Origin of the sequence: Thalassolituus sp. UBA3500 (assembly GCF_002377545.1) — a bacterium.
Lineage (GTDB): Bacteria > Pseudomonadota > Gammaproteobacteria > Pseudomonadales > Oceanobacteraceae > Thalassolituus.
In genome coordinates, this window is the sequence record NZ_DFQB01000046.1 from 1 (window position 1) to 22,250 (window position 22,250).

Genomic DNA, 22,250 nt, shown 5'->3' on the forward strand with positions numbered 1-22,250 from the left:
CGCACTTCAAACTTGATACTAAGTTTTTGGTAGTTTAAGCCCATGTTCAGCCTCTAGGTATTTAAGAACCTTATGTAGAGCCCTATATATGTTTAACTCATTAGCGCCAAATGGGTAGTACCCACTGATTAACTGTTCGGCTGGGATGTCTCGGGGTACGGTTTTCCGTTTGAATTCATTTTCACCATCGAAAAATTTGACTGGATAACGAAATGAGCGCCCTTCACTCTCAAGGTCACCCCAACTTCCATAATTTTGAATATTGCCATTGTAACACTCACTACCTATGATATTCTCGATATCAATTAATATATTTTTCAGAGGATCTATTTCTGCCCGAGTCCTTTGGATCGACTCATAGCTTGAGACTTTTTCTTGCACGTATTCAAGCTGCCCCCTAAAGTAATTTTCATTCTCTGTTCGAGCTTCAAGTATCCATTGGTTAAATAACTCGTCACCCTGTTTAGCGCTGATAAGTTCTTTTAATTCAGCGATGGCTTCTAGCTCATCTTGAATAGAGGAGAAACGCTCTTCCCATGTGTCGAAACTTTCCTTGGCTTCTTGAATTAAGGACTCTTTTTCTTCATCAGAAACACATGAATAATCCAGCGCCACGAAATTCCTGTATGCATCAAGTTCTTCCTTGACTGTATAGGTTTGCATTTCCTTGTCGTCAGGCCAGACTTCTTTTGCAGCAGCTCTAATATCATCGATTACTGAGTCAGGAATTGGCATTTGATCTCCTTGAAACATAACGCTCCGCTAGAAGGCGAGCGAAGCGAGTCCTAGTGAAGGCCACGCTTTCTGTGGCCGTAGCGAGTTTCAGCGGTTTGTTATTAGCCTTCTTTAGTAAGCTCATCAATTTTCTTGGTAAAGTAGTGTGTCAATAACTGCTGGCCACCTTCGAATACCGTTTTGAAGGGTGCATCCCGCAGTTCCGATTTCAACTTACTCAAAACCTCCCGGTTATTGAGCGCTGCAGCGAAATCGTAACCTTTCTGGGTAAGTCTGAGAGGAAAATCATAATCAATTTTGTACTCTCCACTAAGATACAAATGAAGGCCTACATCCTCTAGATTATCCATACGCCGGTATGCATTGGAGATCAGCTCATTATCAAGCATTTGGTGCAAATGAAAGTGAAACTTTTGAAAAGACTGGGATTTATTGTCACTTCCACCGAGGTCTAAACCAGCGTCTTCAACATCTTGCCATGAAGTATGAGCACTCTCACTTTCAATGAAGACTCGCATCAGCGTAGACATGTAATCAAAATCCATTTTCATCTAGCGATTTCTCCAATCACTCATGGCTGATAACAGCTTGTTAGTGTGCGTGCGCATTTATCCTGGGACACTCTTTCGAGGTTTCCCAGGTAACTCTTTGAACTGATTGAAAAATCTTCCATAATTCAAATCTCCCTTCCAGAAAAACGCGCACGCCTGTTATTTCTATAACCGCGGGCACAGAAACTTGTAAACCACATCTACAAGTCTTTGATTCACATACGGTTTACCGTACTACCCACCGGCAAAACGCGCAAGCGCGAATGTAAAGCGTGCCAGTTTTGCCCGAAAACGCCGAAATATACTGTATGGATGTCCCCCTTCTCTTTACATTCAGATTGTCCGCATCGCTTATCGCCGACCTAGCACTTTATTACTAGTTTTTGCCAACTGGTAGGATGCAGCACCTGCCATCTGGCCCTAGACTTATAAAAAGAATACATAACTAAGGTGGCTTATGGCTGAGAGCTTCAGTGCAGAACGTATGCTGACGGGGAAGATGGCGGCGGTGCCAGCGTCGGGCTGGATGGCGTTGATTCGCGCAGGGTATTATACGGGCGGTTGTACCGACGAGACTCAGTTGGTCCGCTCTATGGCCGAGCAGATGTCTGAGCCATTGTTGGCCCACGCGTCCCGAGAGGCGTGTCGCTTAATCACCGAACTGCGCGAGCATACCGGTGAGCTGTCGCTGTTCGATCAGTTTATGCAGGAGTACAGCCTGGATAACGACGAAGGCCTGACGCTGATGATTATCGCTGAGGCGCTGTTGCGCATCCCGGATAAGGCGTCACGGTATGCCTTTATCCGCGCTGAGATCTCTCAGGCAGATTGGGAGCAGCACCTGAGCCATAGCCCATCCCACTGGGTGAATATGGCAACGCGTGGCTTGTCGGTCAGTGGCCGTATGGCGCGGTTAAAGAACGCACTCGGGCGCTTGATTACCCGCCCCGGCGAGCCGGTGATCCGCAATGCGCTGCAATACGCGATGCAGATGCTGGGCAATCAGTTCGTGCTGGGTGAAGACATCGCCACTGCCCGCGCCAATGCCGAACGCACGCACTCTGAGTTAAATGCCTTCTCATTCGATATGCTGGGTGAGGCGGCGCTCTGTGATGACGACGCAGAGAAGTATCTGGCCAGCTATCGAGCTGCGTTAAAAGAGATCGCACTTCAGAACAACGCCTCTGATCAAACAGCTAACACTTCTAAACGTCCCTGCTCGCTTTCAATTAAGCTTTCTGCTCTGCACCCGCGTTATGAAGACACCCAGCGCGAAGACGTTAAGGTCAGGCTCTATGATCGCCTCGCGACACTCGTGCGTGAAGCACGTGAGTTGTCGGTGCCCGTAACCATTGATGCCGAAGAAGCCGACCGTCTGGTTCTATCGCTGGAGTTATTTGAACAGGTACTGAGTAACGAAGCCGCTGACTGGGGCCAGTTTGGCCTCGCTGTGCAGGCTTACAGCAAACGCGCCTTGCCCGTGTTGGGCTGGCTTGATGCGTTAGCACGCGAGCACGCGGTGAGAGTTCCAGTGCGCTTAGTCAAAGGCGCCTACTGGGATAACGAAATCAAACTGGCGCAGCAACGTGGCTTGCCCGGTTACCCCGTTTTTACCCGTAAAGAGCACACCGATCTTTCCTATCTGGCGTGTGCGGCCTATATGCTGAAAAGCACGGGCATTTATCCGCAATTCGCGACTCATAATGCGCATACCTTAATGGCCGTATCCGCGATGGCCGATGCGCTGTCATCAGCAGAATCGAGTGACGCTTGCGAATTCCAACGCCTGCAGGGCATGGGCGAGCCCTTGTATGACGCCTGGCAAAGTAAACGCAAAGACTACGTGCGTACTTATGCCCCGGTCGGTGAACACAAAGAGCTATTGCCTTATCTGGTGCGACGCTTGTTAGAAAACGGCGCCAATACGTCGTTTGTGCATCATCTATGGAAGTCAGATATCAGCCCTGAAGCGTTGGTACAGTCACCACTGGATCTCGCCCGCGAGCACCATTTTGCACCCGCAGCGGATATCCCGGCACCCGCCAATATTCTTGCACCGCGTAAAAATTCAGCCGGGTTAAACCTGAACAACCGTGATGAGCTTGATTCGTTACTCGCAGGCTTAGAGCGCTGGAAGTCTCACCAATGGCAAGCTCGCCCTCAGGTGAAGATCAGCAGCCTCACTACCTATCAGCCAGATATAGTTGTGGGTTGCCCTTTCTCTGCACACGATAAGGTGGGCCTCGTGCAATGGGCACACCCTGACGATGTGTACGCCATTATTGATACTGCCCAACGCGCCTTTACTCACTGGAATAGCGAACCGCGCCCCGCGTTTGCCGCCCAGCGAAAAGCCTGGCTGCTGACCCTGGCTGATTTACTCGAAACCCACCGACATGAGTTGATCATGCTGTGTGTGCGCGAAGCGGGTAAAACCCTGCGGGACGCCGTGGATGAGATTCGTGAAGCCGTCGATTTCTGTCGCTACTATTCGGGCTTTATTGATGAAGGTTTTGCCGAGCCGATTGCCCTGCCCGGCCCGACGGGTGAGTTAAACCAACTGCACTATGAAGGTCGCGGTGTGTGGTTTTGCATCAGCCCCTGGAATTTCCCGTTGGCGATATTTATTGGTCAGATCAGTGCTGCACTCGCCGCTGGCAATGCCGTAATTGCCAAACCCGCAGAAGCCACCAGCCTGATTGCCGCACGTGCTATTGAACTGGCCAATGCAGCAGGCGTACCTCAAGAATTACTGCAGTGCGTGCCGGGGTCTGGCCCGATACTGGGCGATGTATTCTGCAACGATGCACGTATTGCTGGCGTAGCCTTTACCGGCTCTCATAAAACAGCCCATAAAATCGCGATGGACCTTGCCCATCGTCGTGGCCCTATCGCAACATTTATTGCCGAAACCGGCGGTCAGAACGCAATGATCGTTGATTCAACCGCCCTGCCTGAGCAAGTCGTTAAAGACGTCTTACGCTCCGCCTTTGGTAGCGCTGGGCAACGTTGTTCGGCATTGCGAGCCTTGTACCTGCAAGCGGATATTGCCGATGAAATTATCCGTTTATTAAAAGGCGCCATGAATGAGTTGGTGGTGGGAAATCCAGGCGATGTATCCACCGATGTCGGCCCGCTGATTTCGATGCAAGCAAAGAACAGTCTGCTTGCTCATATCCGCCATTTAAAAAGCCATGGCAAGCTGTTGGCTCAAGTCGACAACGTGCCCGAAGAAGGTTTCTTTCTAGCCCCCGTTGCGTACGAGATTGGATCAATTTCAGAACTGGACGACGAGCACTTCGGGCCGATCCTGCATGTGATCCGTTACCAGAACGCTGACCTGCCGAAAGTCATTGAAGATATTAATAACACGGGATTCGGCCTGACCTTGTCTGTGCATTCCCGCAATCCTGAAGTATCAGGCTTTATTGCGCGTACCGCTCGCGTGGGCAACGTATATATTAATCGCGATCAGATCGGTGCTGTGGTGGGTGTACAGCCGTTTGGCGGCCTGGGGCGGTCAGGCACTGGCCCGAAAGCCGGAGGCCCTGATTACGTGAAACGTTTTGCCTGCGAGCGCACAGTCAGCGTTAACACCAGTGCGATAGGCGGTAACGCAGAGCTACTACGGCAGAAAAATCAAAGTTGAATCAAACGTTATGATTACTGGCGATAAAGTTCTTTGTCGTCAGTAAAGATTTTATCGCCCACGTTTTCAGCCTGCTTAAGCGCTTTCAACGAACTGGAGCGGAACTCGCGTGAATACAGCACAGCGGTAATTAATGCTGCGGTGCCCATAAACAGCCACTCAGAGACAAACCAACTGAGTGCTGCCATCGAGAAGTAAAACGCACGCAGCCCATTGTTGTAACTGTGGCTGGCCTGATCAATGACCTTCGCACTGTAGAGCGCCATGCTACGACGATCACCGGGAGTCACCGAATTATCGTCAGGCATAGGCGCAGCGCCCACCAATACCGAGGCAAATCCAAACTGACGCATTGACCAGGTAAAGGTGAAGTAGGCGTAAATAAATATGACCACCAGCACGGCGATCTTAAATTCGAGTTCAGTCAGTGAGTCGCCTTCAACGAACGATACGGTGCTCAACATGGCACTGATTTTATCCGTTGCTGTCAGTGCAGTAAGAAGACCCGCAATAATCAGCACGCAAGAGGATGCAAAGAAGTTTACGTTGCGCTCAATGTTAGCCAGCAGAGCCGCATCGCCTACGCGGATTTCACGTTTCAGCATCCGGCGCATCCAGTTGATACGATGCACATGCAGAACAGACGACAAGGACGCAGAACGTTTAGCCCGGTAGTGCGCAAATTTGGCATAACCAAACCAGCAAAACACCAGCCAACCGAGGCTGATAAAGTTGAGCATGCCTATTTCTGCAAAACCTGCCATATCGAAATGCCTGCTCCTGTAAGGTGATCTGTTACATGACCTATAACGTGGCCTGTAAGGTGAATAGTTACCCTTTAAGAAGGGTCACCAGATAACGGATTCGCTCATCCGATAACTGGCGATAATCGAAGTACGGAGTCACAACCGAACCTGAGTGATTCGATGCGAACCTACTGTCCAGCCATTTTGCACCATCTGTTTTGAAAAAGCCGCATTCTTCAGCGAACTGTTTGCCCATCAGAAGAACTTGATGTGATGGTTTTGATGTCATGGTTGAAGGCCCGCCAAAACACAGCGCTACGCCACTGCCCGGATGGAGCATCCGCGCATCGCGATAGTCCTGCCAACGACTGAACTCTTCGGTGCCGTTAAATTTCAGTTCGTGCAGAAACTTGGCAAAGACATTAAAAATTTTGCGCCAATGATTTCCTTCTTGCGCATTAATCTGAGCAATATCGCCATCGGCTAATGGCATGACGTCACCCGGATACGCAAAGGGTTCAAGAGATGGCCTGTTTGCCAGATAAACCCGCAGCCTTGCCTGCGGGTCACCTAAGCCAACATCGGCAACAGACGCCGTGGCCATATCAGGACGGTTCAAACCAATGTTTTGTGCGGTTAGCGAAAGCGACCAGCGAGAGCATCACCGGCACTTCAACAAGCACTCCCACCACGGTCGCCAGTGCCGCACCTGAATGCAAACCAAACAATGAAATAGCAACAGCCACGGCCAACTCAAAGAAATTACTGGTGCCGATCATACAGGCAGGTGCAGCAACGTTATGCTTTAGCTTAATGCGTATGGCGATGAAATACGTAATCGCAAAGATGCCGTAGGTCTGAATCAGCAAAGGAATTGCGATCAGCAACATATCCAGAGGATTCTCTACGATGCGAGGTGCCTGCAAACCGAATAAAATCAGTACGGTGGCCAACAACCCCAGAATAGACAACGGCTTTAACGTCTCTGACAAGCGCCCTACGCCCTCTGCCCCGAGTATTTTTCGAGTGAGCACACCTGCCACTAACGGCAAGACAACGTACAAGGCGACGGATATGAGCAATGTCTCCCACGGGACTTCAATATCCGAGACACCGAGAAGAAACCCTGCAATCGGTGCAAACGCAAAAATCATAATGACGTCGTTCACCGATACCTGTAGCAAGGTGTAATTCGCATCACCGCGCGTCAGGTGGCTCCAGACAAATACCATGGCAGTGCAAGGCGCGACGCCCAGCAAAATCATGCCGGCGATGTATTCCTGCGCGGTGGCAGGTGACACCAGGTCCGCAAATATATGATGAAAAAACAGCCAACCTAATGCAGCCATGGTGAAAGGCTTAATTAACCAGTTAATGATCAGGGTAAGCGCAAGCCCCTGAGGTTGCTTAGTGACATCTTTGATGGACGCAAAATCAACCTGCATCATCATTGGATAAATCATCAGCCAAATCAGAACAGCAATCGGCAGATTTACGTTGGCGACTTCGGCATTGGCAACAATCTGAAAGACATCCGGCGTAATAAGACCGGCAGCAATGCCTGCAACAATCGCAAGCCCGACCCACACGGATAAATAACGCTCAAAAATACCCATCAGGAAACATGCTCCGGTGTGAGAAGCCGCCCGATAGCGGTTTCGAGTGATTTTTTGTCCGTGAATTTATCCAATGAAGTTGATGCCAACAGAGACAAGCGTTGCTGCATCATACGGCCGACCTCTTTAAACATGCCTTGCTGCATGTCTTCGGTCGGTAATTTTGATGGATCAGGTAAGCCCCAATGTACACGGGCGGCATTACCGAACCATACCGGGCAGGTTTCTCCGGCAGCGCTGTCACAAACCGTAATGACGACATCGGGCGCAAAGGCTTCGTGATCATCCCAGCTCTGGCTGACCAGGCCTTCGGTGGAGATATTCTGGCTTTCGAGATATTTCAGCGTGCCCGGAAATACCACACCAGCAGGCTGGCTACCGGCGCTACGGGCATCAATTCTGCCCTCGGAAATATGACGTGTCAGTGCTTCAGCGAGGATGCTGCGACAACGGTTGTGTGTACAGATAAAAAGTATTTTCATAAATCAGACGTCAGCAGCACGCTGACGATTCTCCCGGATTGATCATGTGTTCAGGTACGGACGTAAGAACCATGGGCGCCAGTGTATTGATGACCTCAGCTACCCATGCCGGTAGTTGCGGCGCTAAGGAGTAATACACCCACTGCCCACGACGTTCAGTCTCGACCAAGCCAGCTTCACGCAATATCGCCAGGTGGCGCGATACTTTTGGCTGGCTGAGTTGCAGTATGTCCATCAGGTCACAAACGCAGCGCGGGCCAGACGTCATTGCGACTACCGAGGTCAGCCGCGTGTCGTCGGCAAGCAGTTTCATAAGTTCAACGGGGGTCACTGTTTTTAAGCCCTGCATTTCATGTGCGTTGTGCGCTCTTCAGCTTGCGACCTTGCTAATTATACAAGTCATCATCTGAATATATGAAAAATCATATATATGTTTTTTCGCATATGCAAGTTTTGCCTCTGGCAAACGGCCGGATTGCCCCTTTTTCAAGTAACTAAAAGGCTGCTAGTGTTATCTCATCTTTCTCAAACCCTCTTTTGACTGAGCTTAAGGAGCGATACATGCCACGCGGTAAGTATGACGTCATTATTTTTGGTGCCACTTCGTTTGTCGGCGGGATTCTGACCCGCTACATCGCGGCACAGTACGGCTGGAACAAGGATCTGAAATGGGCAATTGCCGGCCGTTCTGAGCGCAAGCTTCAGCAGGTTCGCGGCACGTTGGCGCCGATTCTTGGTGAAGACGCTGGAGATGTTGAATACATTATCGCCGACGCTGCCGACGAAGCCAGCCTCGCCGAACTGTGCGACTCAACCCGCGTGATTGTGTCTACTGTGGGCCCTTACGCTCTGTATGGTGAGCCTCTGGTGAAAGCCTGTGTCGACGCTGGTATCGATTACTGCGATCTGACCGGTGAGCCACAGTGGATTAAACGCATGCTGGATAAGTACGAATCAAAGGCGATCGATACCGGCGCCCGTATTGTTCATTGCTGTGGGTTTGACTCTATCCCATCTGATCTCGGCGTTCGTCACCTGCAAGAGCTGGCTAAAGAAAAAGTCGGCCACACCGTCAGTAAAGTTGAGATGCGCGTCAAAGCAGCGAAAGGTGGTATGTCGGGCGGAACAACCGCAAGCATGATCCAGCTGACGAAAGAGGTGATGGCCAATCCTGCGATTAAGAAAGAATTGGCAAACCCCTATTCGCTGTGCCCCCCTGATCACGGTTTTCGCGTCAGACAACCTGATATCAAGCGCGCCTTTTTCGACCGTGCTTCGAACGCCTGGGGTATGCCGTTCATCATGGCGGCCATCAACACGCGCGTAGTTCACCGCACGAACGCACTGCTTGAAAATGAGTATGGCGATCGCTTCGAGTACAACGAAGCCATGCTCACCGGCAAAGGTTCAAAAGGTCGCCGCATGGCTAAAGGGATGACCTTAGGGCTTGGCGCTTTTACGGTTGGTGCAGCCTTGAAACCAACCCGCGCATTGCTGGAGAAATTTGTCCTGCCGAAGCCGGGTCAGGGGCCATCGCCGAAAGAGCAGGAAGAAGGTTACTTTGATATCCGCTTCTACGGCTACGACAAAGACTACAAGCACGGTAAAGAGCCCGTGATCGCCACCAAAGTCACCGGCGACAAAGATCCGGGCTACGGCTTTACAGGCAAGATGCTGGGCGAAGCCGCCGTCTGCCTCGCTCTCGATTACCACAACCGTGGCAAGAAACGCTGGGGCAAAGGCGGCTTCTGGACGCCGGGTGCCTTGTTCAACGAGGTGTTTATGGAGCGCCTGCAGAAGAACGCCAATATGACGTTTGAAGACATCACGCCGGCTGAGAAGCCCGAAGAGGAAGCGGCGTAAACTTCGTCAATCCGATCCGGAGTCTATCTCCGGGTCGTTTGCCGCCTGCATGGCAAATAATTTGAGAGCAATGTCGTCGCGATTACTCTGAAGTCCACGCAGAGCCTCATTTAAGACACTCTGGTCATCGTCGCCCAGTCGCTCTGTAGACTGATGATCAAGCACCATCAGAATATCCTGAAGTTGCGATTCGATTCGGCGCAGACGTTGTTCGATACGATGTTCCTCACTGTTTCTATGTTTCATCATTACGACCTTTCCTTGATGGGAGAATACCCAAACAGGTACAGCTTATGACTGAGAAGTGAGCAACAGGTTCAGTGCTTTCAGCCTGAAACTATCCAGAATCTAGTTAGAAACTAGTTAGAAACTACGGGAAAAGCCAACGTACCCCAGTCTTCATGCGGGTGCTCAAGCATGATATTCAGTACCACAGGCAACAGTGTCATAAGCAAACTTGAGCCGGTTTCTACCTGCTCACGGTTCACACGACTGTTGAAGGTCGCGCCGCCGCCTATCACCTGTTCCTGCAGCACACTGAGGCGTTCAAGCGTCAGTGCCAGTAACTCAGGGACCTTCTTTCGGCTAAGGCAGTTCAATGCTTCGACTGACGAGCGTTCAAAACGCTCTTTCCAGTCGCTTTCTGTCGCTGGATTCACCGCAGCCTGACGCTGAGCCTCCCAGAAGGGGCCATACACAAACTGGTTTTTGAGTAGTGCTTTCACTGAGCCCGAGTACTGATGCCAAAGCATTTCGTAAATGGCCTGCTCTTCATCAAGCGACACCAGTTGCTCGATCAGCTTCAGGAAACTACTGTTGCCTGGCTGACTTTCGTCGGTCAGGCAACAGGCACTGAGGGAAATCCACGCAGTGATGAATTGCAGATCTGCATTGCCCTGCTGATCCTGGGCTGCACGCCACCAACTGATTGCGCGGTGAAGGCGTGTCGAGTGCTCTTCATTGAACAGATCACGCTGTTCACGCAGTCGCTCGTGCAATTCATCAGGTGACATAAAGCTTCCTTAAGCGTTTCGATGACTATGGATATCAGTTAATGACAGCAGTCTGAGTGATCATCAAAGTCGATGGCCAGATACAGTTTCGCCTCAGGAAACGCGGTTGGATATGCAACGTAGTAATGCGTTTCTTCGTCGACTGGCCACCAGCAGGAAGCAGCGCGTGGGACTTCGTTCAAGTCTACGCGCTCAACGCTGTAGGCCAGGTTGTATTGCTCGGCTTCCGGAAAATCTTCGAGGAATTCTTTCGGCAAACCTTCAATGGCCGTATCGAGTTTGTTTTCTTCATTTAATCCCTGAAGCTTTTTCGTCCACTCAGGATTCTGGCTGCACTCAACCAGAAACTCAGCGAGATAACGGCTGTGGTGCTTTTTTAAAATACGCGGTTTCATAGTGAATCCTTATGTGAATCCTTGAACGTGACTTACCAAGGTAACGGCTGGCCATTAGAGTGCCAGAAGCTACCTGTAGTTTCGAGTGTGAGATCATCGATGCGGGCTGCGATGCCTTCTGCCGCCTGCTCTGGGGAAATGTCTCCATTAAATCCAACCATACGCGTCTGTACGAAGCCCGGATGAATCTGAGCGACCATAACGCCGTGCTCTTTCAGGTCATTCGCCAGGCTTTTGCCGATGGCATTGACCGCCGCCTTTGAAGCTCGGTAGCCGTAATAAGCCCCCGAGGTGTTGTCTTCAATCGAACCCATACGGCTGGTGATATTCGCAATCTTAGTACCCTCAGCCATTAATGGCAGAAGCTCACGGGTCACCATTAATGGAGCAATGGCATTCACTTCGAACTGTGCGCGAATGCGATCGCTGTCGAGGTCGTGCAGAGTCTCGTTAGTGAATAATCCTGCGTTGTTGATCAGTACGTCGATGGGATCATCGAGAATCCGGTCCAGCACCATGGCAATGCCCGGCAGTTGTTCTTCATTCGTAATATCGATGTCTGACAGCACCTGATCGGCGATCTCTTCGATCTCGTCGTTGGTTTCACGACAGACCGCTGTAACCGAGTCACCGCGCGCTTCATAAAGCTTCGCCAATGCCAGTCCGATTCCCCGGTTTGCCCCAGTAATTACGATGTTTGCCATGATCTGCCCTTCCACAATTTGATAGACGCAAGTCTAACGATTCTGGAATCGTACGTCTTCCCCACTGGTATATTGCAAGCGAAATACAGAAACCTGTATCCAGGTACAATTTAAAGACAATAAAAAAGCCGCATCGCGCGGCTTTTTTATTCACTCAGAACCCAATTCAGGCGAGCGATGCTTTGTATTCAGCCATCAGAGACTTGATACGCTGGCTCTGCTCATGCAGCTGCTCTTCAAGCTCGTGGTACTGCTGGCGAATAGCGTTCTTTTCCCACTTCTCTTTGAGCTGCTTGCGCGTCTCATCAAGTTTGCCGCTCTGGACTTCTGCCCATTCGTTCAGCATTGCGTGGTACTTCTCATACTCTTTCTCCAGCAGTTCAGTCCACTTTTCAGAGTTTTCCGCCTTCGCAAGTTTCTCCTGAGCGCGTTTGAACTGCATCTTCACCATGGCACGACGGATTTTAAAATCCGGAACCGTGCGCAGATTGCTGGTCAGACCCACATATGAACATCCTTTGATGAACCACTTGGTTGGGTCCCAGTGGAACCACCGGATGCCGTTACGGTAGTCAGTCTGGAAGATGTGGTGGTAGTTGTGATAACCCTCACCGTGCGTCAGGAATGCAAAGAATGCATTGTCACGCGCTGTATTTTCATCCGTGTATGGCTGAGAGCCCCACTTGTGGGCAATCGAGTTAATGAAAAAGGTCACGTGGTGAGTCGTCACGATACGCAGGAAGCCAGCCAGAAGCAGCATGCCCCATACGTCACCGAAAATCAGGCCCAGTGCCAGTGGCACACCGATGTTCATCGCAAAAACGATAGGAACATAGTATTTGTACTGCCACATAACGATTGGATCTTTCATCAGATTCTTCACGTTAGCGAAATCAACGCGACCGCTTGGGTATTCGCGAATCATCCAGCCCATGTGAGAGAACCACAGACCACGTTTAGCAGAGTATGGGTCTTTATCTACATCATCACAGTGGCGATGGTGTACACGGTGGCCAGAACACCAGTCAAGGATGGTGTTCTCCAGCGCTGCCGCACCCCACAGCGCGTACCAGACGCGTAGAATCGGGTGAGCATCGTAAGCATTGTGAGACCACAGACGGTGGTAGCCGCCAGTAATCGCCATGCCGGTAATCCAGGTTAATGCCAGATAGGCAACCCAGGTTGAAGTTTCGTAGCCATATGTCATGCCATACCAAGGTACGAGTGTGACGGCAACGCCTGTCGTCACGATGAACATGATGGTCGCCGTCCAGTTTAAGGGGGCTTTTTCTTTTTGTACTGATTTTCTCATAGACAACTCAGTTGGTTTACGTCAGTTACTCTACGCAGTGTAGCGATGGAGCATTACACTGTTGCGACATGATACCGGAATTAGTCAGTTATGGATGGCCTGAATGTGGTGTTAAGTCATTGTTTAATGTAAATATGGCGTCAGATTGGCCCACTTCAAATAACTCTTTCCATTTAATCAATAGTCCAAGGCCTGAATGCACAACAAGAGTGCCATTTGCGGACATAAAAAACCGCGCCGAAGCGCGGTTCTTTTTACGGCTACTGCTAATCAGCCACCGAAGTCATCAAGCATGATGTTCTCGGGTTCTACACCCATGTTTTCCAGCATGCTGATCACCGACTGGTTCATGATTGGCGGCCCACACATGTAGAACTCGCAATCTTCTGGTGCCGGGTGATCCTTCAGGTACTCTTCATACAGTACGTTATGGATGAAGCCGGTCAGACCTTCCCAGTTATCTTCTGGCTGAGGGTCAGACATAGCAACGTGCCATTCGAAGTTGTCGTTCTCTTCGGCAAGCTGATCGTATTCATCCTGATAGAAGAGTTCACGCAGTGAGCGTGCACCATACCAGAAGCTGATCTTACGCTTAGAGTTCAGACGCTTCAGCTGATCGAAGATGTGTGAACGCATCGGCGCCATACCAGCACCACCGCCAACGAACACCATTTCAGCGTCAGTATCTTTCGCGAAGAATTCACCGAACGGACCGTATACCGTCACTTTGTCGCCTGGCTTCAGGTTGAAGACGTAAGACGACATGATGCCCGGGTTAATGCCTTTGCTGCCCGGAGGCGGCGTAGCAATACGGATGTTGAACTTAACAACGCCCTTCTCTTCCGGATAGTTCGCCATCGAGTAAGCACGGATGGTGTCTTCTTTGTTGACCGCTTTCAGATCGAAGAAGCCGAAACGCTCCCAGTCACCGCGGTACTCTTCTTCGATGTCGAAGTCAGAGAAGTTAATCTCGTACGGAGGACACTCAAGCTGAACGTAACCGCCGGCACGGAAGTCAACGTTCTCCCCCTCAGGCAGTTCAAGCGTCAGCTCCTTAATAAAGGTCGCAACGTTCGGGTTAGATACCACAGTGGTTTCCCACTTCTTAACACCGAAGACCTCTTCAGGAACTTCCACTTCCATATCCTGCTTAACCGGTGCCTGACAAGACAGACGCCAGCCTTCACGGGCTTCACCCTTGGTGAAGTGCGACGCTTCTGTAGGCAGCATTTCGCCACCACCAGATTTCACGATGCACTTACACTGCGCACAGGTACCGCCACCGCCACAGGCTGATGACAGGAAGATATTATTGGCTGCCAGTGTGTTCAGCAGCTTGCCACCGGCTTCTGTTTCAACGGTACGCTCACCGTTCACCAGAATTTTTACCTTACCGGAGTTAACCAACTTGCTGCGAGCACCCAGGATGATGAACACCAGTGACAATACAATCACGGTGAACATCACAACGCCGAGTATGATTTCTATATCCACAACCGACTCCTTACAGTGATACGCCAGAGAATGACATGAAGCCAAGAGACATCAGGCCAACCGTCATAAAGGTAATACCCAGACCTTCAAGGCCTGCCGGTACGTCGCTGTACTTCAGCTTCTCACGGATACCTGCCAGTGCAGTAATCGCCAGTGCCCAACCGACACCTGCGCCTACACCGTAGACCGTTGATTCACCAAAGCTGTAGTCACGCTCAACCATGAACAGAGAGGCACCGAGAATCGCACAGTTCACCGTAATCAGCGGCAGGAATACACCCAGCGCGTTGTACAGTGATGGGAAGTACTTATCGAGCACCATCTCAAGGATCTGAACCATCGCCGCGATAACGCCGATGTAGGTCAGCAGACCCAGGAAGCTGAGGTCGACCTGAGCGAACTCTTCACCGGCCCACGCCAGCGCACCTTCTTTCAGAAGGTAGGTATAGATCAGGTTGTTAACCGGTACAGTAATCGCAAGTACAACAACAACCGCGATACCGAGACCGAGAGACGTCTGAATCTTCTTCGAGATCGCGAGGAAGGTACACATCCCCAGGAAGAAGGCCAGCGCCATATTTTCAACAAAGACTGCCTTAACCAGCAGGCTGATATAGTGTTCCATCAGTGACCTCCGCTGTGTTCAGTGTTTGGCAGGATTTTGAATTCAGACTCTTCGATCTGGTCTTTCTTCCAGGTACGCAGTACCCAGATGAAACCACCGATGATGAAGAAGGCTGAAGGTGGCAGCAGCAGCAGACCATTAGACTGATACCAGCCACCGTCGGTAACCAGAGGCAGAATCTCGAAGCCCAGCAGCTTACCCGCACCAAAGAGTTCACGAATTACCGCAACAGTAATCAGTACAACCGAATAACCAAGGCCGTTACCAATACCGTCGAAGAAGCTCAGAACCGGGCCATTTTTCATAGCGAAGGCTTCTGCGCGACCCATTACGATACAGTTAGTGATGATCAGACCAACGAATACCGACAGCTGCTTACTGATTTCATAAGCGAAGGCTTTCAGTACCTGGTCTACCACGATTACCAGCGAGGCAATGATGGTCATCTGCACGATAATACGGATGTTGTTCGGAATGTGATTCCGGATCAGTGCGATACCCGTGTTAGACAGCGCAGTTACCGAAGTCAGTGCCAGACACATTACCAGTGTCACTTGCAGACTTGTGGTTACCGCCAGTGCTGAACAGATACCAAGGATCTGTACGGCAATCGGGTTCTTACTGAAGAGCGGTTCAGTCAGAACAGTTTTAATCTGTGACATCTCAGGCTCCCTGTTCTTTCAGTTTGGTTAGCAGACTGCCGAAAGCACGGTCGCTTACCCAGAAACGCACGAGGCTGCTTACACCACGGCTTGTCAGAGTAGCACCAGAGAGTCCATCGACCTGATATGGGTTACCTGGCTCCGCCGGCCCCTTAACAACTTTAATGGCAACGTCGCCGCTGTCGTCGTAAACCTCTTTACCTTCCCAGATCGCTTTCCACGATGGGTTGTCGACTTCACCACCCAGACCCGGTGTTTCTGCGTGCGAGTAGAAACCCAGGCCAACGATGGTGTCCATGTCGCCTTTCAGTGCGATAAAGCCGTACAGCGTCGACCACAGACCGTAGCCGTGAATCGGAAGAATGATCTTCTCGATTTCACCGTTGTTTTCGATCATGTAGATCTCAGCGTACTTTTCCATGCGCTTAATGCTGGCTGGATCTTCATCACCAGACAAAGGCTTGGACAGTTCAGGTGTTTTAGAAGCTTTACGCTGATCGTACTTCTGCGGATCAAGACCGGCGGCCTTGATTTCAGCCAGCTCGGCTTCCGTCGCAAAACGACCTTCTTCAAGATTCACGATACGGGTCGTGATTTTCTTGAACTGCTCTTCAACGCTAACGCCTGGCTGTAACATACCTGCAGCTGCCAGAACGTTTTTCTTTTTGTCTTCAACTTTGTTAGCAACCTGCAGTGGTTTCAGTGAAACCGCCGCACCTGCAACAATGATTGCACACACCAGACACAGCAGAACTGCAACGATGAGTGTCTTCTGGATGCTGTCGTTATTAGCTGACACGTGCCACCCTCCGTTTAACGTTTGCCTGAACCACGAAATGGTCAATCAGTGGTGAGAACAGGTTAGCGAACAGAATCGCCAGCATCATGCCCTCTGGGTACGCCGGGTTAATCACACGGATCATCACTACCATCACACCGATCAGTGCACCGAAGTACCACTTACCTTTGTTGGTCATTGAGGCAGATACCGGGTCGGTTGCCATAAAGAACATACCAAACGCGAAACCACCAACAACCAGATGCCAGTACCAAGGCATCGCAAACAGTGGGTTAGTGTCAGAACCAACCGCGTTCAGCAGCAGGGTCATCGCCACCATACCGATCATGACACCGGCAACAATACGCCATGCAGCAATGTTCATTACCAGCAGCACTGCACCACCGATCATAATGGCCAGGGTACTTACTTCGCCCATGGAGCCTGGTACGAAACCAAGGAAAGCGTCCATCCAGGTGATGCCAGATTCAACAACGTTCTGAACGCCGCCTTCAGCTGCCAGACCCAGTGCAGTTGCACCGGTGTAACCATCAGCCGCAGTCCATACTGCGTTACCTGACATCTGAGCCGGATATGCGAAGAAGAGGAAAGCACGACCAGTCAGTGCTGGGTTCAGGAAGTTTTTACCTGTACCACCGAAGATCTCTTTACCGATCACAACACCGAAGGAAATACCCAGAGCAACCTGCCAAAGCGGGATCGTTGGCGGTAAGGTCAGAGCAAAGAGCACCGAAGTTACGAAGAAGCCTTCGTTCACTTCGTGTTTGCGGATAGTCGCGAACAGAACTTCCCAGAAGCCACCGACGATAAAGGTCACAGCATAAACCGGCAGGAAGTAAGCCGCACCGAAGACCATATTATCCCAGAGGCTGGAAGCGTCATGCGCTCCACCGCCAAGCATAGCGATAAGCATTTCACGCCAGCCTTCAAGCGGCGTTCCAGCACCGGCTGCAATGGCGTCGTTCGCCTGCAGGCCAATGTTGTACATACCGAAGAACATCGCCGGGAAGGTACATACCCAAACGGTAATCATGATGCGCTTAAGGTCGATACCATCACGCACATGAGCAGTGTTATTGGTCACGCTTGGAGGCGAATACAGACCTGTATCAATTGCCTCATAAAGCGGATACATCTTCTCAAGCTTGCCACCTTTCAAAAAGTGAGGCTCGAGGCTGTCGAGCATACTACGCAGGCCCATAATTAACCCTCCGCTTCAATTCTGGTGAGGTTCTTACGCAGAATTGGACCGTATTCGTACTTACCTGGGCAGACGAAACTGCACAGCGCGAGGTCCTCTTCATCCAGCTCCAGTGCACCCAGAGCAATGGCACTTTCCATGTCCTCAACGATCAGCGCACGCAGCAGCTGAGTCGGCAGAACATCAAGTGGCATAATGCGTTCGTACGTACCGATCGGCACCATAGCCCGCTCAGAGCCATTGGTGGTCGTGGTGAAGTCGAACATCTTCTTCATCAGCTTGGTAACGTAGATCGGCATCGCAGAGAAGCGATCAAAACCTGGACGCAGGTAGTGCAGCATTGGGCGATCACGGCCCTCTTCCAGCACGGATACCTGGGTGTGGTAACGACCAAGGAAGGCAAGATCACCGGCAGCGTTGCGGCCACCAAATACAGAACCAGAAATAATACGGTTCTCGCCGTCTTTCAGCTCACCTTTGGTCAGTTCAGCCAGAGATGCACCGGTCAGAGTGCGAACCAGGCGCGGGTTCTTCACCTGAGGACCAGCCAGAGCAACGACACAATCAGTGCTCAGCTTACCCGTAGTGAACAACTTACCGATCGCGATAACGTCCTGATAGCCGATGCTCCAGACGTTACGGCTTTCACTGACAGGATGCAGGAAGTGAACGTGCGTTCCTGTCAGACCTGCAGGGTGAGGACCACCAAATTCTTCAGTCTGTTCAACACCTGCGCTTGGTACAGACGCGCCCGGCGCTTTACACACATAGGTCTTACCATCAGTGAGGCGACTGATGATCGTAACACCTTGTTTGTAGGCTTCGGCATCGGCACTGATCACAACCTGAGGATCAGCAGCCAGGGGATTCGTATCCATCGCATTGATGAATATAGCTTCCGGACGGCTACCCAGTTCAGGCACTCTTGAGAAAGGACGCGTGCGCAACGTGGTCCACAGACCAGATGCTACAAGGTTCTTCTCAATGTCGCCTGCACTCAGAGTTGCAAGCTTGTCAGCTGGATAACTGTCGAAGGTTTCTTCGTCGTTGCCATCAATCTCGATAACGACGGAGAGGAGAACACGGCGTTCGCCGCGGTTGATAGCTTTTACCACACCAGAAGCCGGAGCGACGTACTGAACGCCATCGGTCTTCTTGTCAGTAAATACCACCTGGCCTTTCTTGACTCGATCACCTTCCTGAACAGTCATTGTTGGCTTCATGCCAACAAAGTCCGGACCGACTACAGCTACCTGAGTAACCTTAGGACCGTCCGAAATTTTCTGTTCAGGGCTACCGGTGATTGGTAAGTCGAGACCTTTTTTAATGTTGATCATATGCCTCGCCTAATCACGTTTGGATTCTGTCTTCCTCAGGCGTACAGAAACACGCTTTGAGGTATCGGGTACCACAAAGCGTAGATTCACGCACGGACCTATGCGGAGACTACCCATTTCCCAAGTAAAAAATCGCGCTAAGTATAATGACGCAACTGACTTTTATCCACTGACGTTACGGTCAATCTCACACTAATGGATAATGCCGGAGGCGTCTGTACCGCTTTTGTATAAATTCTAGACAAAAAAAAGCCGTTGTCAGACGACAACGGCTTTTTTCTGTTCCGGCTTAACCGCGAGACGGGTAAGTCGGGTACTCAACACCGCATACCTGCTGCGCGATACGAACCACCTGACGGCTGTAGCCGTACTCGTTATCGTACCAAACGTAGAGGTTTACACGGTTGCCGTTAACAATGGTCGCTTTGGCATCAACGATACCTGCGTGGCTGTTGCCAACGAAGTCAGTTGATACAACTTCTGGAGAGTTAACCCAGTCGATCTGCTTCTGCACAGATGAGTGCAGCGCCTGATCACGCAGGAAGTCGTTCACTTCTTCTGCGCTGGTTTCTTTCTTCAGGTTCAGAGACAGAATCGCCATAGAAACGTTTGGCGTTGGTACACGGATCGCGTTACCGCTCAGCAGACCTTTCAGTTCAGGCAGCGCTTTCGCTACTGCGCTCGCTGCGCCTGTTTCAGTGATTACCATGTTCAGCGGAGCAGAACGGCCACGACGGTCACCTTTGTGGTAGTTGTCGATCAGGTTCTGGTCGTTGGTGTAAGAGTGAACAGTTTCAACGTGACCGTTCTCGATACCGTACTGGTCGTTCATCACTTTCAGTACTGGCGTAATCGCGTTGGTAGTACATGATGCTGCAGACAGGATCTTGTCAGATGCATCGATGTCTTTGTTGTTGATACCGTAAACGATGTTCTTCAGGTCGCCTTTGCCCGGAGCAGTCAGCAGTACGCGTGCGGTGCCTTTTGCTTCAAGGTGCTGAGCAAGGCCAGCTTCGTCACGCCATACACCTGTGTTATCGATAACCAGAGCGTTCTCGATACCGAATTCGGTGTAATCAATCTCAGCCGGGTTGTTGGCGTAGATGATTTTGATGTATGTGCCGTTCGCGATGATGGCTTCGTTTTCGTGGTCAATGCTGATAGAACCACGGAAAGTACCGTGTACAGAGTCACGACGCAGCAGTGACGCACGCTTAACCAGGTCATCACCTTTACCACGACGAACAACGATAGCGCGCAGACGCAGACCGTTACCGCCACCTTCTTTCTCAATCAGGATACGAGCCAGCAGACGACCGATACGACCGAAACCGTACAGAACAACATCACGGTTCTCGCTGTCACCCGCTTCGCCGTTCAGGCTAGCCAGCTCGTCAGCCAGAAATTCTTTAACGTCTTTGCCGTTACCTTCGGTGCGATATTTAACCGCCAGCTTACCGAGGTCGATGTGTGCCTGAGCAACGTCCATCTCAGTCAGAGCCTGCAGTAAAGGATAGGTATCCTGAACTGACAGTTCTTCGTTTTCCATGTGACGGACAAAACGGTGCGCTTTCAGAAGCTCAATGACTGAGCGATTAATGACCGGACGGCCGTAGATAGAAGAAACGATGCTTTTCTGGCGGTACAGGGTACCAATCAGAGGAATCATTGACTCGGCGATGGCTTCACGGTCCATCCAGTCCTGTAAACAGGCGTCGCGCTGGTCTTTGCTCACGGGGTCACCTTACAAAGAAGTTAATTTAAGAGGAAAAATCGGGGCCGTATTATGCCGATTTTCGAGGCTGCCGACAAATCTTTCGCAGGTGCCGTGCTGCCGCGATTTCATTCGGTTAACAGTGCCCTGTGCTTTGGGTAAACTAGCCGGCCTAATTTGCATCGATCACACCGCTCAGGAGCGCGAATGTCCAGCCCTTTACACCCTGACCTCCCCTCACGTGCCGGTGAACGCCGCTTCTGGGGCCAGCTGACAGGGTCTACCCAGGCCATGGCTCTGGCCAGTGCTGCGACAGAACACGCAGGGCTGACATTGGTTGTCACCACGGATACCAGCTCGGCGCTGCGACTCGAAGAAGAGATCCGCTACTTCGCCCCTGATCTGGAAGTTATGCACTTCCCGGACTGGGAAATTCTGGCGTACGACATATTTTCTCCCCATCAGGATATTATCTCCCAGCGTATTGCGACTCTGAGTCAGCTGCATGATGTCCGCAAGGGTGTGCTGATCATTCCGGTTTCAACCCTGCAGCAGCGACTTCCGCCTGCAAGTTTTTATCAGGGCCAAACTTTTGTGCTCGATATCGGCAGTACCTTTGACGTCGACAACACCCGACGTCAACTTGAGAACGCCGGCTATCATTGCGTTGATACCGTGTACGAACACGGTGAATACGCAGTGCGCGGCTCAATCGTCGACATTTTTCCTATGGGTCAGCCACTGCCGTTCCGCATAGAGCTGTTCGACGACGAAATTGAATCACTACGTACCTTCGACCCAGACAACCAGCGCACTCTGGATAAAATAGAGCAGGTCAGGATTTTACCCGCGCGCGAGTTTCCGCTGGACACCACGGCGATACGCACCTTTAAGGCCCGCTGGTTTGATTTCTTCGAGCAGGACCCGAAAGCCTGCAGCGTCTATACCGACGTTGCCCAAGGTATTGCCCCCGCAGGTGTTGAGTACTACCTGCCGCTTTTCTTCAGTGATGATCTCGGCAATCTGTTTGATCATTTACCGGCAAATACACTGGTTATTCATGATGCGGGCATTGAAGACGCCGCCAAGTACTTTCGCGACGACGTAGAAACACGGTATGAAAGTCGTCGCTATGATATTCAGCGCCCTATCGTGCCGCCGGCGCAGTTATTTCTGGCGCATAACGAATTGTTCAGCGCACTGAATAACTACCCTCGCATTCAGTTGCACAATAAGGACCTTCCAGAACGCGCGGGAGCAGTATCATTCGACACCCGCGCTCTGCCGGACCTCACTGTGGATTCACGACTGGACCAACCGCTGCAGCGTCTACAGAACTGGCTCGCCGATGC

21 protein-coding genes and 1 pseudogene are annotated in these 22,250 nt (G+C 51.1%); 3 read left to right on the forward strand and 19 right to left on the reverse strand.

Translation table 11 applies throughout. From position 1 onward, the window contains the following. Positions 1 to 18: 18 nt before the first annotated feature. A complete protein-coding gene (locus B2R29_RS11780; RefSeq protein ID WP_301181240.1) occupies positions 19 to 735 on the reverse strand; it encodes a hypothetical protein in 717 nt (238 codons plus the stop codon). A gap of 101 nt (positions 736 to 836) precedes the next feature. Further along, entirely contained in the window at positions 837 to 1,286 is a 450-nt protein-coding gene (locus B2R29_RS11785) for a hypothetical protein (RefSeq protein ID WP_301181241.1), read from the reverse strand. A 457-nt stretch (positions 1,287 to 1,743) separates the two neighbouring features. On the opposite strand from B2R29_RS11785, the gene putA reads away from it, so the two are divergent. Further along, the gene (gene putA, locus B2R29_RS11790) at positions 1,744 to 4,935 is read left to right on the forward strand and encodes a bifunctional proline dehydrogenase/L-glutamate gamma-semialdehyde dehydrogenase PutA (protein ID WP_301181242.1); all 3,192 of its coding nucleotides are present in this window, start codon (positions 1,744 to 1,746) and stop codon (positions 4,933 to 4,935) included. Positions 4,936 to 4,949: 14 nt separating this feature from the next. Here putA and B2R29_RS11795 read toward each other — a convergent pair whose 3' ends face one another. The 5 genes from B2R29_RS11795 to B2R29_RS11815 form a co-directional block, all read right to left on the reverse strand. Continuing rightward, entirely contained in the window at positions 4,950 to 5,699 is a 750-nt protein-coding gene (locus tag B2R29_RS11795; protein ID WP_301181243.1) for a DUF599 domain-containing protein, read from the reverse strand. Between the two features lie 67 nt (positions 5,700 to 5,766). Then, entirely contained in the window at positions 5,767 to 6,285 is a 519-nt protein-coding gene (locus B2R29_RS11800) for a DUF6942 family protein (protein WP_301181244.1), read from the reverse strand. A 1-nt stretch (position 6,286) separates the two neighbouring features. After that, positions 6,287 to 7,297 (reverse strand): ACR3 family arsenite efflux transporter, encoded by a 1,011-nt coding sequence (arsB, locus tag B2R29_RS11805; protein ID WP_301181245.1) that lies wholly within the window; start codon positions 7,295 to 7,297, stop codon positions 6,287 to 6,289. Further along, positions 7,297 to 7,779, reverse strand: a complete 483-nt coding sequence (locus B2R29_RS11810) for an arsenate reductase ArsC (protein ID WP_301181246.1) — start codon at positions 7,777 to 7,779, stop codon at positions 7,297 to 7,299. Before B2R29_RS11810 ends, arsB begins: the two co-directional genes overlap by 1 nt. A 10-nt stretch (positions 7,780 to 7,789) precedes the next feature. Then, on the reverse strand, positions 7,790 to 8,128 hold the full coding sequence (locus B2R29_RS11815; RefSeq protein WP_301181247.1) for an ArsR/SmtB family transcription factor: 339 nt from the start codon (positions 8,126 to 8,128) through the stop codon (positions 7,790 to 7,792). Positions 8,129 to 8,340: 212 nt separating this feature from the next. On the opposite strand from B2R29_RS11815, the gene B2R29_RS11820 reads away from it, so the two are divergent. Beyond that, entirely contained in the window at positions 8,341 to 9,642 is a 1,302-nt protein-coding gene (locus B2R29_RS11820) for a saccharopine dehydrogenase family protein (RefSeq protein WP_301181248.1), read from the forward strand. A gap of 6 nt (positions 9,643 to 9,648) precedes the next feature. Here the strand turns inward: B2R29_RS11820 and B2R29_RS11825 are convergent, their stop codons facing one another. From B2R29_RS11825 to B2R29_RS11880, 12 genes are all read right to left on the reverse strand, one after another. Continuing rightward, positions 9,649 to 9,891: a hypothetical protein gene (locus tag B2R29_RS11825; RefSeq protein WP_301181249.1), complete on the reverse strand. Its 243-nt coding sequence runs from the start codon at positions 9,889 to 9,891 to the stop codon at positions 9,649 to 9,651. 110 nt (positions 9,892 to 10,001) lie between these two features. Continuing rightward, a complete protein-coding gene (locus B2R29_RS11830) occupies positions 10,002 to 10,655 on the reverse strand; it encodes a hypothetical protein (RefSeq protein WP_301181250.1) in 654 nt (217 codons plus the stop codon). Between the two features lie 38 nt (positions 10,656 to 10,693). Further along, complete coding sequence (locus B2R29_RS11835) at positions 10,694 to 11,050, reverse strand: hypothetical protein (protein ID WP_301181251.1); 357 nt, start codon at positions 11,048 to 11,050, stop codon at positions 10,694 to 10,696. Positions 11,051 to 11,082: 32 nt separating this feature from the next. Continuing rightward, the gene (locus B2R29_RS11840) at positions 11,083 to 11,754 is read right to left on the reverse strand and encodes an SDR family oxidoreductase (RefSeq protein ID WP_068442900.1); all 672 of its coding nucleotides are present in this window, start codon (positions 11,752 to 11,754) and stop codon (positions 11,083 to 11,085) included. Positions 11,755 to 11,920: 166 nt separating this feature from the next. Continuing rightward, entirely contained in the window at positions 11,921 to 13,066 is a 1,146-nt protein-coding gene (locus B2R29_RS11845; protein WP_301181252.1) for an acyl-CoA desaturase, read from the reverse strand. A gap of 270 nt (positions 13,067 to 13,336) precedes the next feature. Then, a complete protein-coding gene (nqrF, locus tag B2R29_RS11850; RefSeq protein WP_068442897.1) occupies positions 13,337 to 14,560 on the reverse strand; it encodes an NADH:ubiquinone reductase (Na(+)-transporting) subunit F in 1,224 nt (407 codons plus the stop codon). A 10-nt stretch (positions 14,561 to 14,570) separates the two neighbouring features. Further along, positions 14,571 to 15,188, reverse strand: coding sequence for an NADH:ubiquinone reductase (Na(+)-transporting) subunit E (gene nqrE / locus B2R29_RS11855; protein ID WP_245820096.1), 618 nt, complete (start codon positions 15,186 to 15,188; stop codon positions 14,571 to 14,573). Next, the gene (locus B2R29_RS11860) at positions 15,185 to 15,847 is read right to left on the reverse strand and encodes an NADH:ubiquinone reductase (Na(+)-transporting) subunit D (RefSeq protein ID WP_301181253.1); all 663 of its coding nucleotides are present in this window, start codon (positions 15,845 to 15,847) and stop codon (positions 15,185 to 15,187) included. The genes nqrE and B2R29_RS11860 overlap by 4 nt, the downstream gene beginning before the upstream one ends. A 1-nt stretch (position 15,848) precedes the next feature. After that, positions 15,849 to 16,646, reverse strand: a complete 798-nt coding sequence (locus B2R29_RS11865) for a Na(+)-translocating NADH-quinone reductase subunit C (protein WP_301181254.1) — start codon at positions 16,644 to 16,646, stop codon at positions 15,849 to 15,851. Then, on the reverse strand, positions 16,636 to 17,847 hold the full coding sequence (locus B2R29_RS11870) for an NADH:ubiquinone reductase (Na(+)-transporting) subunit B (RefSeq protein ID WP_301181255.1): 1,212 nt from the start codon (positions 17,845 to 17,847) through the stop codon (positions 16,636 to 16,638). Before B2R29_RS11870 ends, B2R29_RS11865 begins: the two co-directional genes overlap by 11 nt. A 2-nt stretch (positions 17,848 to 17,849) precedes the next feature. Beyond that, a complete protein-coding gene (locus B2R29_RS11875) occupies positions 17,850 to 19,184 on the reverse strand; it encodes a Na(+)-translocating NADH-quinone reductase subunit A (protein ID WP_301181256.1) in 1,335 nt (444 codons plus the stop codon). A 289-nt stretch (positions 19,185 to 19,473) separates the two neighbouring features. Continuing rightward, positions 19,474 to 20,919 (reverse strand): glyceraldehyde-3-phosphate dehydrogenase, encoded by a 1,446-nt coding sequence (locus tag B2R29_RS11880; protein WP_301181257.1) that lies wholly within the window; start codon positions 20,917 to 20,919, stop codon positions 19,474 to 19,476. A 186-nt stretch (positions 20,920 to 21,105) separates the two neighbouring features. Between B2R29_RS11880 and B2R29_RS11885 the strand changes: the two are divergent. Continuing rightward, a pseudogene (locus tag B2R29_RS11885) lies at positions 21,106 to 22,250 on the forward strand (transcription-repair coupling factor); the annotation flags it as partial.

Excerpts from the sequence above, each read along its gene's own strand:
- B2R29_RS11815 (WP_301181247.1), bottom strand. The coding sequence starts at position 8,128 with ATGCAGGGCTTAAAAACAGTGACCCCCGTTGAACTTATGAAACTGCTT.
- B2R29_RS11780 (WP_301181240.1), bottom strand. The coding sequence starts at position 735 with ATGCCAATTCCTGACTCAGTAATCGATGATATTAGAGCTGCTGCAAAA.
- B2R29_RS11830 (WP_301181250.1), bottom strand. The coding sequence starts at position 10,655 with ATGTCACCTGATGAATTGCACGAGCGACTGCGTGAACAGCGTGATCTG.
- B2R29_RS11835 (WP_301181251.1), bottom strand. The coding sequence starts at position 11,050 with ATGAAACCGCGTATTTTAAAAAAGCACCACAGCCGTTATCTCGCTGAG.
- B2R29_RS11875 (WP_301181256.1), bottom strand. The coding sequence starts at position 19,184 with ATGATCAACATTAAAAAAGGTCTCGACTTACCAATCACCGGTAGCCCT.
- B2R29_RS11840 (WP_068442900.1), bottom strand. The coding sequence starts at position 11,754 with ATGGCAAACATCGTAATTACTGGGGCAAACCGGGGAATCGGACTGGCA.
- B2R29_RS11825 (WP_301181249.1), bottom strand. The coding sequence starts at position 9,891 with ATGATGAAACATAGAAACAGTGAGGAACATCGTATCGAACAACGTCTG.
- B2R29_RS11845 (WP_301181252.1), bottom strand. The coding sequence starts at position 13,066 with ATGAGAAAATCAGTACAAAAAGAAAAAGCCCCCTTAAACTGGACGGCG.
- B2R29_RS11800 (WP_301181244.1), bottom strand. The coding sequence starts at position 6,285 with ATGGCCACGGCGTCTGTTGCCGATGTTGGCTTAGGTGACCCGCAGGCA.
- B2R29_RS11820 (WP_301181248.1), top strand. The coding sequence starts at position 8,341 with ATGCCACGCGGTAAGTATGACGTCATTATTTTTGGTGCCACTTCGTTT.
- B2R29_RS11795 (WP_301181243.1), bottom strand. The coding sequence starts at position 5,699 with ATGGCAGGTTTTGCAGAAATAGGCATGCTCAACTTTATCAGCCTCGGT.
- B2R29_RS11810 (WP_301181246.1), bottom strand. The coding sequence starts at position 7,779 with ATGAAAATACTTTTTATCTGTACACACAACCGTTGTCGCAGCATCCTC.
- B2R29_RS11860 (WP_301181253.1), bottom strand. The coding sequence starts at position 15,847 with ATGTCACAGATTAAAACTGTTCTGACTGAACCGCTCTTCAGTAAGAAC.
- B2R29_RS11870 (WP_301181255.1), bottom strand. The coding sequence starts at position 17,847 with ATGGGCCTGCGTAGTATGCTCGACAGCCTCGAGCCTCACTTTTTGAAA.
- B2R29_RS11785 (WP_301181241.1), bottom strand. The coding sequence starts at position 1,286 with ATGAAAATGGATTTTGATTACATGTCTACGCTGATGCGAGTCTTCATT.
- arsB (WP_301181245.1), bottom strand. The coding sequence starts at position 7,297 with ATGGGTATTTTTGAGCGTTATTTATCCGTGTGGGTCGGGCTTGCGATT.
- putA (WP_301181242.1), top strand. The coding sequence starts at position 1,744 with ATGGCTGAGAGCTTCAGTGCAGAACGTATGCTGACGGGGAAGATGGCG.